This window comes from Pseudalkalibacillus hwajinpoensis, assembly GCF_015234585.1.
Taxonomy (GTDB): domain Bacteria; phylum Bacillota; class Bacilli; order Bacillales; family Guptibacillaceae; genus Guptibacillus; species Guptibacillus hwajinpoensis_B.
Genome location: NZ_JADFCM010000011.1, coordinates 20,993 through 35,216, shown reverse-complemented (window position 1 = coordinate 35,216; position 14,224 = coordinate 20,993). Strand labels below are relative to the sequence as shown.

General features: G+C 44.6%; 11 protein-coding genes, 1 tRNA gene, 3 rRNA genes and 1 other RNA gene. 1 reads left to right on the top strand and 15 read right to left on the bottom strand.

Annotated features, from left to right (window positions below; genetic code table 11):
- Window positions 1-29: 29 nt before the first annotated feature.
- The 14 genes from tmk to tadA all read right to left on the bottom strand — a co-directional run bounded on the left by tmk (window position 30) and on the right by tadA (window position 12,437).
- Window positions 30-668, bottom strand: coding sequence for a dTMP kinase (gene tmk, locus IQ283_RS23665; protein WP_194222580.1), 639 nt, complete (start codon window positions 666-668; stop codon window positions 30-32).
- A 4-nt stretch (window positions 669-672) separates the two neighbouring features.
- Window positions 673-2,112, bottom strand: a complete 1,440-nt coding sequence (locus IQ283_RS23660; RefSeq protein WP_194222579.1) for an aminotransferase class I/II-fold pyridoxal phosphate-dependent enzyme — start codon at window positions 2,110-2,112, stop codon at window positions 673-675.
- Between the two features lie 168 nt (window positions 2,113-2,280).
- The gene (locus IQ283_RS23655; protein WP_194222578.1) at window positions 2,281-2,478 is read right to left on the bottom strand and encodes a sigma factor G inhibitor Gin; all 198 of its coding nucleotides are present in this window, start codon (window positions 2,476-2,478) and stop codon (window positions 2,281-2,283) included.
- A gap of 329 nt (window positions 2,479-2,807) precedes the next feature.
- Window positions 2,808-2,924, bottom strand: a 5S ribosomal RNA gene (gene rrf, locus IQ283_RS23650).
- Between the two features lie 117 nt (window positions 2,925-3,041).
- Window positions 3,042-5,971 (bottom strand): 23S ribosomal RNA (locus tag IQ283_RS23645).
- 234 nt (window positions 5,972-6,205) lie between these two features.
- Window positions 6,206-7,757, bottom strand: a 16S ribosomal RNA gene (locus tag IQ283_RS23635).
- Together the 16S, 23S and 5S rRNA genes form the textbook arrangement of a ribosomal RNA operon.
- A 302-nt stretch (window positions 7,758-8,059) precedes the next feature.
- A complete protein-coding gene (locus IQ283_RS23630) occupies window positions 8,060-8,326 on the bottom strand; it encodes a pro-sigmaK processing inhibitor BofA family protein (RefSeq protein WP_194222577.1) in 267 nt (88 codons plus the stop codon).
- 70 nt (window positions 8,327-8,396) lie between these two features.
- The gene (locus tag IQ283_RS23625; protein ID WP_194222576.1) at window positions 8,397-8,612 is read right to left on the bottom strand and encodes a YaaL family protein; all 216 of its coding nucleotides are present in this window, start codon (window positions 8,610-8,612) and stop codon (window positions 8,397-8,399) included.
- Window positions 8,613-8,629: 17 nt separating this feature from the next.
- Window positions 8,630-9,226, bottom strand: coding sequence for a recombination mediator RecR (gene recR, locus IQ283_RS23620; RefSeq protein WP_194222575.1), 597 nt, complete (start codon window positions 9,224-9,226; stop codon window positions 8,630-8,632).
- Window positions 9,227-9,237: 11 nt separating this feature from the next.
- A complete protein-coding gene (locus IQ283_RS23615; RefSeq protein ID WP_370314437.1) occupies window positions 9,238-9,558 on the bottom strand; it encodes a YbaB/EbfC family nucleoid-associated protein in 321 nt (106 codons plus the stop codon).
- Window positions 9,559-9,600: 42 nt separating this feature from the next.
- Entirely contained in the window at window positions 9,601-11,298 is a 1,698-nt protein-coding gene (gene dnaX / locus IQ283_RS23610; RefSeq protein ID WP_194222573.1) for a DNA polymerase III subunit gamma/tau, read from the bottom strand.
- A gap of 140 nt (window positions 11,299-11,438) precedes the next feature.
- Window positions 11,439-11,705, bottom strand: an RNA gene (gene ffs / locus IQ283_RS23605) — signal recognition particle sRNA large type.
- Window positions 11,706-11,804: 99 nt separating this feature from the next.
- A tRNA-Ser gene (locus tag IQ283_RS23600) sits at window positions 11,805-11,897 on the bottom strand.
- Between the two features lie 33 nt (window positions 11,898-11,930).
- Window positions 11,931-12,437, bottom strand: a complete 507-nt coding sequence (gene tadA / locus IQ283_RS23595) for a tRNA adenosine(34) deaminase TadA (protein WP_194222625.1) — start codon at window positions 12,435-12,437, stop codon at window positions 11,931-11,933.
- A gap of 100 nt (window positions 12,438-12,537) precedes the next feature.
- On the opposite strand from tadA, the gene IQ283_RS23590 reads away from it, so the two are divergent.
- Window positions 12,538-13,161, top strand: coding sequence for a cysteine hydrolase family protein (locus tag IQ283_RS23590; protein WP_194222572.1), 624 nt, complete (start codon window positions 12,538-12,540; stop codon window positions 13,159-13,161).
- Window positions 13,162-13,197: 36 nt separating this feature from the next.
- Here IQ283_RS23590 and IQ283_RS23585 read toward each other — a convergent pair whose 3' ends face one another.
- Entirely contained in the window at window positions 13,198-14,184 is a 987-nt protein-coding gene (locus IQ283_RS23585; RefSeq protein ID WP_194222571.1) for a hypothetical protein, read from the bottom strand.
- Window positions 14,185-14,224 lie beyond the last annotated feature (40 nt).

Sequence of the window (14,224 nt, the reverse complement as noted above, 5' to 3'; positions counted from 1 at the left end):
TCCCCGGGCGGCAAGCATGCACCCGTCAATTAGTTATTACTACAATAGTTATCCCACAACACTGTAAAATCCTTTTTTATTGACGAAAAAATCTCATCGACAGCATTTTCACCATCGATCAAATGAATCCGTTCATTATTATTTTTATATAATTCCAGAAAAGCTTCTCTCACCTTTTCATGATAAGCTGTTCCTTTTTGTTCAATACGATCAAGTTGATTTCTTGCTGCCATTCTTTCTTTACCAACAGAAACAGGAAGATCAATCATATAGCTTCGATCAGGTGTTAGCCCTCCTGTTGCAAATTCATTGATGACCTTTATCGTTTCTACATCTAGTCCAAGGCCAACCCCCTGATAAGCCACTGATGCATCAACAAAGCGATCACATAGTACAAGATATCCTTCATTTAATGCTGGAAGAATCTTTTCTCTCACATGCTGAGCTCGGGATGAAGCATAAAGAAGTACTTCCGTCTCATCCACCATCTCTTCATGTTCTGGATTAAGGATCAAAGATCTAATTTGATCGCTTATAGCTGTACCACCTGGCTCTCTTGTATGAATAAAACGAATGCCTTTTTCGTTTAAATAATCGGCTAGTTTTTGAACCTGTGTTGACTTACCTGCGCCATCCGGTCCTTCAAATGTTATAAATAATCCTTTCAATGCCCTACTCCTCTTCTATTGCAATCTCAATCATATCACCATTCATCCCCTGTATGTGTCCTCCGCCATTCAACACTGTTTCTACTAGTTGGATCTTACCTAAAGTTATGCGCTCCCCTGGCAGAACGATAGGTATTCCTGGGGGATAGGGGATAATGGCTTTCGCTGCAATTAAACCAACAGCGTTTCTAATACTAACTGTATTGGTATTCATCGTTTCCAACTTCGCAAAAGAATAAGCAGGAAATGTTATCTCTTCATGATTCAACTGATTCATAGATATTCTAAATGTGACTTCATCCCTATGAACTGCAATCCTTTCAAATGCCTGTAACGTTCGCTCATAAGCCTCACCATTAAATGCTATGGGACAAATGAGCAAAATGTTTAATGGGTCACTAAGCTCAACAAATATACCTTCATTCTCAAGCTTTTTTGCCAAATCATATCCTGAGGTGCCAGATAACTGGACCGTTATTTTTATTGGATCAATCTGCTTATAAGCATGACTTACATCTCCAATAACGTTTATACCAGGAATCTTATTCAGCCGGTGCTTAAACTGAAGAATCTCTTCTAAAATTTGACCAAGTTGTTTATCAGGAAGTGAAGAAATATAGTGTCTTGCTAAATCGAGCGAAGCCATGATCGGGTATGAAGGGCTGCTTGATTGAAAGACTTGTAAATAATCGTTTATTGCATTCCTATATTTCGGATCACCTATATGTAAGTATGAGCCCATCGTCATGGCAGGGAGTGTTTTATGTGCTGATTGAACAACAACATCTGCTCCTTGTTTCAAAGCACTTTCAGGAAAAAACCTTTCTTTTACAAAATGTGCACCATGTGCTTCATCAACAAGAACCGGAATTCCTTTCTGATGAGCATAAGAAATGATCGGTTTTAGATCTTTCGTCATTCCGTAATAATTTGGGTTTGTCAGTACGATTGCTTTAATATTCTTATATTTTGTGATCGCTCGATGGATGAGATCGACTGACACACCTGTTGAAACCTGACTTTCCTCATCAATGGATGGACTAAGAAAAATAGGATGTGCTTTCGATAAGCGAAGTCCATTTAGTACTGATTTGTGACAGTTCTTCTGAACAAGAACAATGTCCCCTTCAGAACATAATGCCATGATCATCGCAAGGTTACCAGCTGAAGATCCCCCTACCAAAAAGCGGCTTTCAATACTTCCATAAAGATCAGCAGTAAGCTGCTCTGCCATCTTAATTGGACCGTCTGCATGATGAAGATCATCTAGTCCAGAAAGTTCTGTGGCATCTATATTCAATATTTCTTTAAATGAGTTATCTGCACTTCTATAAGTTGAAAAAACCGTACCGTTTTTATGACCTGGTACATGAAATGAGAGGGGATTCTGATCCTTCCACATAGTTAATGCTTCATATAAAGGTGCTTGATCTGCTTTATTCATAAAACCAACTTCTATCTATCGAAGATTCATTGCTTATACTAGTATTCTATCATTATCTAGACTTTCGGAGAAGTAAAGGCGCAAGCAAATCTGTATCGTCTCTTCCTACCTACTGCTACTTCACATTCGTACGTAAAAAAGCAGATAGCCTATAAAACAGCTATCTGCTTATGCTAATCGACTAAGTCGTAGTTTTCGTAGTTTTTCAAGATAAAATTGATAGTTTTCATGACTGGTATCTGTTTGAATTACCTTTCGCTCACACTCATAACAAATAAATCGGTCGCAAATATGAATACCTTTTAAACTGTGTTCTTCGCAAACAAGACAGCACTCACTTAAGCTATGCCTGATTGTCTTCTCCATCTTCCCACCTCCATGGTAAAAGCTTTGCCCAATTATAGTGGATCTATACCGATTCACTTCATTTCAGCCTATTTTTTTCTTCTTTCTATGGATATGTGGCTGTAACTTATCCCGTGTCAGTGATTTTAAAAAAGAAAGAAAATTTCATAGGTATATTATCCTTGTAGGATAAGAAGATATAAGAAGATACGAATTTAATTCCGCTATATTTCAGATGTTTCCGCGAAAATCGGATTTTTTCCGCGCTTTCCCTCCCATGATAATTCCGCAAACGTAAAAAACCATACAAAAAAGCGAGAAACCCTCAGGTCTCTCGCTTCTCTTATGTTGCCCAGCGACGTCCTACTCTTGCAGGGGGAGATCCCCCAACTACCATCGGCGCTGAAGAGCTTAACTTCCGTGTTCGGCATGGGAACGGGTGTGACCTCTTCGCCATCATCACTAGACTAACAGGATGTTAGCCGTTCGGTGTTCACCACAGGACGTGGTGGCACTTAATCGAACTTCCTTATTTCAGGTGTTCCCTGAAAACTAGATAGCACTCGCAACGTTTTCCAATTTAATCGGTTAAGCCCTCGATCGATTAGTATTCGTCAGCTCCACGTGTTGCCACGCTTCCACCCCGAACCTATCTACCTCATCATCTCTAAGGGATCTTACCAGCTTAATGCTGTGGGAAATCTCATCTCGAGGGGGGCTTCATGCTTAGATGCTTTCAGCACTTATCCCTTCCACACGTAGCTACCCAGCTATGCTCCTGGCGGAACAACTGGTACACCAGCGGTGTGTCCATCCCGGTCCTCTCGTACTAAGGACAGCTCCTCTCAAATTTCCTGCGCCCGCGACGGATAGGGACCGAACTGTCTCACGACGTTCTGAACCCAGCTCGCGTACCGCTTTAATGGGCGAACAGCCCAACCCTTGGGACCTACTTCAGCCCCAGGATGCGATGAGCCGACATCGAGGTGCCAAACCTCCCCGTCGATGTGGACTCTTGGGGGAGATAAGCCTGTTATCCCCAGGGTAGCTTTTATCCGTTGAGCGATGGCCCTTCCATGCGGAACCACCGGATCACTAAGCCCGACTTTCGTCCCTGCTCGACTTGTAGGTCTCGCAGTCAAGCTCCCTTGTGCCTTTACACTCTGCGAATGATTTCCAACCATTCTGAGGGAACCTTTGGGCGCCTCCGTTACACTTTAGGAGGCGACCGCCCCAGTCAAACTGCCCACCTGACACTGTCTCCGCACCGGATCACGGTGCTGGGTTAGAATGTCAGTACAGCCAGGGTAGTATCCCACCGACGCCTCCATCGAACCTGGCGGTCCGACTTCTATGGCTCCTACCTATCCTGTACAAGCTGTACCAAAATCCAATATCAGGCTACAGTAAAGCTCCATGGGGTCTTTCCGTCCTGTCGCGGGTAACCTGCATCTTCACAGGTACTATAATTTCACCGGGTCTCTCGTTGAGACAGTATCCAAGTCGTTGCACCTTTCGTGCGGGTCGGAACTTACCCGACAAGGAATTTCGCTACCTTAGGACCGTTATAGTTACGGCCGCCGTTTACTGGGGCTTCGATTCAGAGCTTCTCCCGTAAGGGATAACCCCTCCTCTTAACCTTCCAGCACCGGGCAGGTGTCAGCCCCTATACTTCGCCTTACGGCTTTGCAGAGACCTGTGTTTTTGCTAAACAGTCGCTTGGATCTTTTCACTGCGGCTCCCCTGGGCTATAAACCCGAGGAAGCACCCCTTCTCCCGAAGTTACGGGGTCATTTTGCCGAGTTCCTTAACGAGAGTTCTCCCGATCGTCTTAGGATTCTCTCCTCGCCTACCTGTGTCGGTTTGCGGTACGGGCACCTTTTTCCTCACTAGAGGCTTTTCTTGGCAGCGTAGAATCAAGGACTTCGGTACTAAATTTCCCTCGCCATCACGACTCAGCCTTCACGGTGAACGGATTTGCCTATTCACCAGCCTAATCGCTTGGACGCGCATTTCCAGCAGCGCGCTCTCCCTATCTTTCTGCGTCCCCCCGTCGTTCAAACGGAAAGGAGGTGGTACAGGAATATCAACCTGTTATCCATCGCCTACGCCTTTCGGCCTCGGCTTAGGTCCCGACTAACCCTGAGCGGACGAGCCTTCCTCAGGAAACCTTGGGCTTTCGACGGACAAGATTCTCACTTGTCTTTCGCTACTCATACCGGCATTCTCACTTCTAAGCGCTCCACCAGTCCTTTCGGTCTGACTTCACAGCCCTTAGAACGCTCTCCTACCATTGTCGTAAGACAATCCACAGCTTCGGTGATACGTTTAGCCCCGGTACATTTTCGGCGCAGCGTCACTCGACCAGTGAGCTATTACGCACTCTTTAAATGATGGCTGCTTCTAAGCCAACATCCTGGTTGTCTAAGCAACGCCACATCCTTTTCCACTTAACGTATACTTTGGGACCTTAGCTGGTGGTCTGGGCTGTTTCCCTCTCGACTACGGATCTTATCACTCGCAGTCTGACTCCCGCGGATAAATCGTTGGCATTCGGAGTTTGACTGGATTCGGTAATCCGGTAAGGACCCCTAGTCCAATCAGTGCTCTACCTCCAAGATTCTTGCCGCGAGGCTAGCCCTAAAGCTATTTCGGAGAGAACCAGCTATCTCCAGGTTCGATTGGCATTTCACCGCTACCCACACCTCATCCCCGCATTTTTCAACATGCGTGGGTTCGGGCCTCCATTCAGTGTTACCTGAACTTCACCCTGGACATGGGTAGATCACCTGGTTTCGGGTCTACGACCACGTACTATTTCGCCCTATTCAGACTCGCTTTCGCTGCGGCTCCGCCTTCTCAGCTTAACCTTGCACGGGATCGTAACTCGCCGGTTCATTCTACAAAAGGCACGCTGTCACCCATTAACGGGCTCCAACTAGTTGTAGGCACACGGTTTCAGGTTCTTTTTCACTCCCCTTCCGGGGTGCTTTTCACCTTTCCCTCACGGTACTGGTTCACTATCGGTCACTAGAGAGTATTTAGCCTTGGGAGATGGTCCTCCCGGATTCCGACGGGGTTTCACGTGTCCCGCCGTACTCAGGATCCGTCTCGGAGGGCATCGGATTTTGACTACAGGATTGTTACCTTCTCTGATGGACCTTTCCAGGTCGCTTCGTCTATCCGTGCCTTTGTAACTCCAAAGAGACGTCCTACAACCCCAGAGGGCAAGCCCTCTGGTTTGGGCTGATTCCGTTTCGCTCGCCGCTACTCAGGAAATCGCGTTTGCTTTCTCTTCCTCCGGGTAATGAGATGTTTCAGTTCCCCGGGTCTGCCTTCCATTCCCTATGTATTCAGAAATGGATACCATCCTATTAAAGATGGTGGGTTCCCCCATTCGGAAATCTCCGGATCAAAGCGTACTTACAGCTCCCCGAAGCATATCGGTGTTCGTCCCGTCCTTCTTAGGCTTCTAGTGCCAAGGCATCCACCGTGCGCCCTTAGTAGCTTAACCTTCGATTTGTGTGGCGTAAGCCATCACGCATCAGTTATTACTAAGTTATTGCATAAAAATAATTATTGGATGTCGTTGTTTGTGCTATCTAGTTTTCAAGGAACAAGGCTACTACTTGAATCCGCCTAAGCTTCATCACTTCACCTATTTTGAAAGAATAAATCATTCTTTCAAAACTAAACGAAACGCTCATGTAAGGTTGGTAACGTAAGTTACCTTCGTAATTCTCCATAGAAAGGAGGTGATCCAGCCGCACCTTCCGATACGGCTACCTTGTTACGACTTCACCCCAATCATTTGTCCCACCTTCGGCGGCTGGCTCCATAAAGGTTACCCCACCGACTTCGGGTGTTACAAACTCTCGTGGTGTGACGGGCGGTGTGTACAAGGCCCGGGAACGTATTCACCGCGGCATGCTGATCCGCGATTACTAGCAATTCCGGCTTCATGCAGGCGAGTTGCAGCCTGCAATCCGAACTGAGAACGGCTTTATGGGATTCGCTTCACCTCGCGGTGTTGCTGCCCTTTGTACCGTCCATTGTAGCACGTGTGTAGCCCAGGTCATAAGGGGCATGATGATTTGACGTCATCCCCACCTTCCTCCGGTTTGTCACCGGCAGTCACCTTAGAGTGCCCAACTAAATGCTGGCAACTAAGATCAAGGGTTGCGCTCGTTGCGGGACTTAACCCAACATCTCACGACACGAGCTGACGACAACCATGCACCACCTGTCACTCTGTCCCCCGAAGGGGAACGTCCTGTCTCCAGGATTGTCAGAGGATGTCAAGACCTGGTAAGGTTCTTCGCGTTGCTTCGAATTAAACCACATGCTCCACTGCTTGTGCGGGCCCCCGTCAATTCCTTTGAGTTTCAACCTTGCGGTCGTACTCCCCAGGCGGAGTGCTTAATGTGTTAACTTCAGCACTGAGGGTGGAACCCCCCAACACCTAGCACTCATCGTTTACGGCGTGGACTACCAGGGTATCTAATCCTGTTTGCTCCCCACGCTTTCGCGCCTCAGCGTCAGTTACAGACCAGAGAGCCGCCTTCGCCACTGGTGTTCCTCCACATATCTACGCATTTCACCGCTACACGTGGAATTCCACTCTCCTCTTCTGCACTCAAGTCCTCCAGTTTCCAATGACCCTCCACGGTTGAGCCGTGGGCTTTCACATCAGACTTAAAAGACCGCCTGCGCGCGCTTTACGCCCAATAATTCCGGACAACGCTTGCCACCTACGTATTACCGCGGCTGCTGGCACGTAGTTAGCCGTGGCTTTCTGGTTAGGTACCGTCAAGGTACCGCCCTATTCGAACGGTACTTGTTCTTCCCTAACAACAGAGCTTTACGACCCGAAGGCCTTCGTCACTCACGCGGCGTTGCTCCGTCAGACTTTCGTCCATTGCGGAAGATTCCCTACTGCTGCCTCCCGTAGGAGTCTGGGCCGTGTCTCAGTCCCAGTGTGGCCGATCACCCTCTCAGGTCGGCTACGCATCGTCGCCTTGGTAAGCCATTACCTTACCAACTAGCTAATGCGCCGCGGGCCCATCCTGCAGTGTTAGCTCGAAAGCCAACTTTCAACATTGCACCATGCGGTGCGATGTATTACCCGGTATTAGCTCCGGTTTCCCGGAGTTATCCCAGTCTGCAGGGCAGGTTGCCCACGTGTTACTCACCCGTCCGCCGCTAAGATCAGGGAGCAAGCTCCCATCTCTTCGCTCGACTTGCATGTATTAGGCACGCCGCCAGCGTTCGTCCTGAGCCAGGATCAAACTCTCCGATAGAAAGCTTAATCTAGCTTTAAAACAATGTTTTGTTTCCGTAGAAACAACTACTTACATGGCGTTTCGTTCAGTTTTCAAAGATCAATTTGTTTCTTTCAATGTCGTTTTCAGCGACTTTATTAATATACCATATTAACTCCGTCAGCGTCAATAACTTTTTTGGAATTCTTTTCGGCGTCAACCGCGTTGTTGCGGCGACTTATATAACTATATCAGGGTTAACTCTGTTACGCAACCCCTTTTTCAAAAGTTATTTCAGAAAAACAAAAAAGGACTCTTTTAGTTACATGAGTCCTTTTCATTCAACCTATCAAAATCAGTTCAATTGCAGCCAGAGCTATAAGGCCAGGAACGCCTAGAAAACCGGTGATCACTGCTGTCCCGGGATTAATAGGAACATGGAGGTCAAATGGAGTGCCGAATGTATTGAGAAAGAATAGAAGTAATGCACCGATTGCTAACTTGATTAACCCCTGCCCAATCCAACGCATCGGCTTCAGTGGTGCCCCCACAAAAAGAAGCAAAACAATACTGAAGACAAATAAGCCAATAATAAGTTTAGGATCCATAATAGGCCTCCACTCTTTTTTTCAGAATTACTAAAGCATATGTCTGTCCAAATAAAAAAGAACGGGAGGTTTATCCCATTCTTATCTTTCTTCGTTTTGCTTCTTTTAATAGAAAGAAGTATTTTGCTTCATCCACTTTAAGCTTCGCAAGAACGGCTCCAGAAGGCTCAACACTGCGCTCTACGATTTCTTTTTGATTGTTCCATACATCTTTTAATTCGTATAGCGTCTGAATCAAACGCTCATCAGCGTCTTTCCGCAAATAGCCTTTACGTTTGAAGAACATTTGCTTCCCTCCTGATGCTACAATTCACGACGTCCTTCCATTGCTTTCGAAAGGGTGACTTCATCAGCATACTCAAGATCGCCCCCAACAGGGAGACCATGAGCAATACGAGTAATACGAATACCTGTAGGCTTAACCAGGCGAGCAATATACATCGCTGTTGCTTCTCCTTCAATCGTCGGGTCCGTCGCTAGTATAATTTCTGTTACCTTATCATCCTGCAGACGTTTCAATAACTCTGGTACCTTGATATCTTCAGGCCCAATACCTTCAACAGGAGAAATAGCACCATGAAGAACATGGTATAAACCTGTGTAGTCTTTCATTTTTTCGATAGCAATAACATCTTTAGCATCTTGAACGACACAGATAATCGTCTCATCGCGATGGCTATCTGAACAAATACGACAAGGATCGGTGTCTGTAATGTGATTACACACAGAACAATAAGTTAACTGACGCTTTGCATTAACTAACGCTTTTCCGAAATCAAGGACATCATCATCATTCATTTCAAGAACGAAAAAAGCCAGGCGGACCGCCGTTTTTGGTCCGATTCCCGGCAATTTCATAAAACTGTCGATCAGTTTTGATATTGGTTCAGGATAATGCACCTGCGTACCCCCTAAAACATTCCTGGCATATTAAGACCCTGTGTAAATTTGCCCATGTCTTTGTTTACCAATTCATCTACATTACGTAGTGCATCATTCGTTGCAGCAAGCACAAGGTCTTGTAGCATGTCGATATCATCTGGATCTACGACCTCTTCTTTTACAATTACTTCAAGGATTTCTTTATGACCATTCGCTTTAACTAGAACCATACCGCCGCCAGCTGTACCTTCAACGATTTTATCCTTTAGTTCTTCTTGAGCTTTCGCCATATCCTTTTGCATTTTTTGCATTTGTTTCATCATGTTATTCATGTTTCCTCCGCCACCCATGCCACGTTTCATAAAAAATTCCTCCTTAGTTATTGTTCATTTTTATGTTTGAATATCTAATAAATCATCGCCGACAAGACGTCTTGCTTCAGCGATCAATGGATCTTCCGCCGGTTCAGCCCCTTTTTGATCAGGTTCTGGTTCATCTCTTGTTTTCAAGAATTCTGTGCGAATTTCCTTCCATTCTTGTTCCACAATTGCAACCATTTCTAACTGTTTACCAAGCGTTCGTGCTAATACTTGTTCAAGCGTTCCACGAATGTTGTCCTTCATTGCCATCTGGCAATGCATGTCATACTGAAAAGATAAAAGAAAGGTGTTGTCTGTAGCGGCCACCGGCTCACTATCTTTCAACCATGCATGTGCTGAGACTTTTTCCTGACGAACGTTCTCCATCACTTCTCCCCACACGCTTTTTACTTTCATTAAATCTTGCTTAGTAGCTTTCTTCAGCATCTCTTTTATTCTACCATGAGATACGCCGGATTTCTGTCTGGAAGGTTTAAATTGTTTCTTCTGTTTTGGTTCAGAACCTTCTTCTTGTTGCTTAACCGTAACGCCTTGTTCCTTGAGCGTTTTCAACTCATTTTCTAGCTTTTGAATACGATCAAGTAGTTCATTTTGGTCTTCTCCACCTTGTATAGGCTGACTACTCGTCTCTTCCTGGCAGATTTGAACAAGCGCTAATTCCAGAAAGATTCGTGGATGGTTCGTCCACTTCATTTCTTGCTGCGATCGATTCAATGTCTCAATAACAGTATAAATCCATTCTTTCCGAGAACGATCTCCCAAGTGCTGAAACGTTTCGTCGATTTTTACCCGTTCAACTACTTCTTCAAGCTGAGGCGCGGTTTGATATAGCAGTAAATCTCGGTAGTAATAAATTAAGTCTTCTAGAAAACGAGCAGCATCCTTCCCGTGATCCATTAATTCTTCTACTGCGTTCAAAGCTTCTGCCACATCTTTATTGTAGAAAGCCATCGCAATTTTCGAGATCATTTTTTGGGAAACGCTTCCTGTTACTGCAAGCACATCATCTAATACAACTTCAGCCTCACTATATGAGATTGCCTGATCAAGAATACTTAACGCATCTCGCATCCCACCATCTGCTGCTCGAGCAACTTGATAAAGCGCATCTTCTTCAACCTCTATATCCTGCGCTTTAATAATTGTTTGTAACCGTCCAACGATGTCCTGCGCCGTAATTCTTCTCATATCAAAACGCTGACACCTGGAAATGATGGTTAATGGGATTTTATGCGGCTCAGTGGTCGCAAGAATAAATACTACATGCTTTGGTGGCTCTTCTAACGTTTTCAGAAGGGCATTGAACGCTCCAGTTGAAAGCATGTGAACCTCATCTATGATATACACCTTATAAGAAACAGAACTCGGCGCATACTTTACTTTATCGCGAATATCACGGATGTCATCAACACCTGTGTTAGAGGCAGCATCAATTTCGATAACATCTGAAATCGAACCATCCGTAATCCCGAGACATGCTGAACATTCATTACATGGTTCAGCAACAGGTGCCTTCTCGCAGTTAATGGCCTTCGCAATAATTTTCGCAGCACTCGTTTTTCCCGTTCCTCGAGGTCCTGTAAACAAATAGGCGTGAGAGATTTTTTGCTGCATGAGTGCGTTTTGAATTGTTCTTGTTACATGCCCTTGACCAACCACATCTTCAAACGTTTGCGGTCGCCAAACGCGGTATAGCGCTTGATAACTCATTCGCCTACTCTCCTCCTAACCTCTTCATACATTTCTATTATACCGTTTCACCGCTTCTAATTCAAAAGACAATCAGATAAAACGATACTAAAAAACTCACCCTATTAAAAGAGTGAGTTTGAGCATTTAAATTAAGTAAACCGTGCACCTTCCTTTGATAAAGCAACCACAGGCGTTACCTGATCAGTTAGCTCGATCCGGGCACTCCCGCGGCACACAGAGGGTACCTACTTACTGCTGCTTCCTTCCGGACCTGACAGGGTTCATAGGACTCTGTTGCGCAGGACCCGAATGTCAACACCACTTATTCAGGGCAGACCCCGCAGTAGCTAAACCTCGGGAAGGGATTCAGTCTCGCTGTAGCGGATTGCGAGTACAGGGCACCGCTAATTCCCCACCTAGCACGGCAAATTTGATAACATTGTTGTGCACTCGAATGGTGCAAGATAAAGTATATCGTATTTCGACCAATTTAGCAACAGGTCTACTACACCGATAAATGTAACTGGCGGAGGCGAGAGGATTTGAACCCCCGCGACGCGTGAACGTCCTAACTGATTTCGAGTCAGCCCCCTTCAGCCAGACTTGGGTACGCCTCCATCTAACGTTGTCTCTTTGACAAAAAAACTATATCACGTCTCTTTCTGATTTTCAATGATTGACGATCGCTGCTTTTCTTCTTTTCGTTTTCGTCTTAAGTCACGAAAAAAAGCTGATAACATGGTTCCACATTCCTCTTCACAAACACCTGGCGTTACAGCTGCTTGATGATTAAAACGTGGATCCTCCAATAAATTCATTAATGTCCCAGCACATCCACCCTTTGGATCGTAGGCACCAAAGACCACACGCTCTACTCTAGAAAGAACAATCGCTCCACTACACATAGCGCAAGGCTCAAGGGTTACGTATAACGTGCAGTCAGTTAAGCGCCAAGACCCCACTTTACGACATGCTTCATCAATCGCAAGCAACTCTGCATGTGCTACAGATCGTTGTTCCGTTTCTCTAAGGTTATATGCAGAGGCAATCACTTCATTATCTTTTACAATGACTGCGCCTATGGGTACTTCACCTATGATTGAAGCTTTCTGTGCTTCCGTCATAGCAAGTCGCATAAACTGCTCATCTTTTTCAATTTGGTCCTGCATTCATTTCCATCCTTTACAGTCGTTTTATCTATTAATCGTTTGGGTAAACTACATATTATTCCAATTCATTTAAAGGAGAGGAGTTCATATGAGTAAGAAACACATTGAACATAGCCATCAAACTAATTCTGCCGCTCTTTTATTAATTGATGTGATCAATACAATGGATTTCGAAGATGCTGAACTTCTTGCTAGATACACAGAGAAAACAGCAGACAATATACAATCTTTAAAAAAAGAAGCGAAAGCAAAAGGGATGCCTGTTATCTATGTTAATGATAATTACGGCTTATGGCAATCTGACTTCAAAAAGGTCATCAACTATGCAGCCGAAGCAAATGGTCAACATCTTGTGGATCGCCTTGAGCCAGAAGACGATGATTATACTGTTGTGAAACCGAAGCATTCTGGCTTTTTCTCAACCCCACTCTCAACGTTACTCAAATTCTTGAACGTCAATACACTTATTCTAACTGGTTTTGCAGGAAACATTTGTGTACTCTTTACTGCGAATGATGCTTATATGAGGGAATACGATCTTTATATACCATCTGATTGCTGTGCCTCTAACGTTAAGGAGGATAATGACTATGCCCTTCGCTTAATGGAAGGAAACTTAAAAGCCAGTACACAAGCTTCAACTGAATTGGATATAGACGACCTTATTGAAAAAGCGAATCAGCGAAATACAACAACAGCTTATGAAGGATAACAAATGACCCCTCTTCCATAGAAGAGGGGTCATTTGTTATGAGCTTGTTTGGAAATAAGCCGGTCTTTGTTCAAAAGCAGCATTTAAATACGTAACCATTAATTTATCATCGAAAAGCTTGCTACCTTTACGAAGACTCTGACAGTAGCCGTCTCTAAACTCAAGACGATCGATTAAAAACGAATTGCCGAATCCGCTATTTACTGTAACTTCAATCACACGTTCTTTAGCCGCAAAGGCAAGGGTCGTATCATTGATCTGGAAGCGAACTTCTTCAAGATATTTTGAATGGTAAAGACAGGTCATGCAGCGAACAACTTCATAATATCCCCCGTCAGTTGTCACACGCTCTGTTTTATATCGCTTTAAATCAGAATCGATGTACATCATCACATCCTGGACCTTTTTTGTCGAAATCGCCAGTTGGACGCTAGTATTCAAAGACTGATAGAAGCGTTTCTTAATACCAACCTTATAAAACACGAGACCCATACACCATATAACAAGGAGAACTGGTAACAAAATGGTCAGAACTTCTTTTTCGAAAATCGTCCAATCATAATACCAGATTAGAAAAAGAATGCTTACCGAAAAAAGGATGCCAGCTAAAAAAGTCTGTGGTCGATAATCGCGAAAGTCTTTTTCTGCTGTAGCAAGTTCCGCTTTCAGCCATTCCAATTCATATAAATCAAAGCGCTGAAGCTCTTTTTGTTGCCAGGCTGCGTCTCTCATCCATCCTTCTGAACGCTTATGATGCAAAAAACCTTTAAAAAAATTATGTAGATGTGAATTCGTCTCCATCTTCCGCTCAATCGTTTGCCTGAAGGCACGATCATATTGCCGAGCAATCGCGCTCATACCTTGAGCAATGATGAGAAGGATAAGCAATAATAAGAAAAGCTGTCCCCACGGATTATCTGAGAAAACAGATTGTATACCATCAACCACGGGAGAAAGCTCTGATTTAAGATTGATGCCTACAGCACGAAATAGTTCTGCCAAAGTCCCTTTCCAATCGTCCAACTTGAAAGCCTCCCAACTCTCCATACTATTTCTATCATAT

Coding starts and splice junctions, on each gene's coding strand:
- IQ283_RS23630 (WP_194222577.1), bottom strand. CDS start 8,326: ATGGATCCTAAACTTATTATTGGCTTATTTGTCTTCAGTATTGTTTTG.
- IQ283_RS23615 (WP_370314437.1), bottom strand. CDS start 9,558: ATGGGTGGCGGAGGAAACATGAATAACATGATGAAACAAATGCAAAAA.
- IQ283_RS23625 (WP_194222576.1), bottom strand. CDS start 8,612: ATGTTCTTCAAACGTAAAGGCTATTTGCGGAAAGACGCTGATGAGCGT.
- IQ283_RS23590 (WP_194222572.1), top strand. CDS start 12,538: ATGAGTAAGAAACACATTGAACATAGCCATCAAACTAATTCTGCCGCT.
- IQ283_RS23655 (WP_194222578.1), bottom strand. CDS start 2,478: ATGGAGAAGACAATCAGGCATAGCTTAAGTGAGTGCTGTCTTGTTTGC.
- IQ283_RS23660 (WP_194222579.1), bottom strand. CDS start 2,112: ATGAATAAAGCAGATCAAGCACCTTTATATGAAGCATTAACTATGTGG.
- dnaX (WP_194222573.1), bottom strand. CDS start 11,298: ATGAGTTATCAAGCGCTATACCGCGTTTGGCGACCGCAAACGTTTGAA.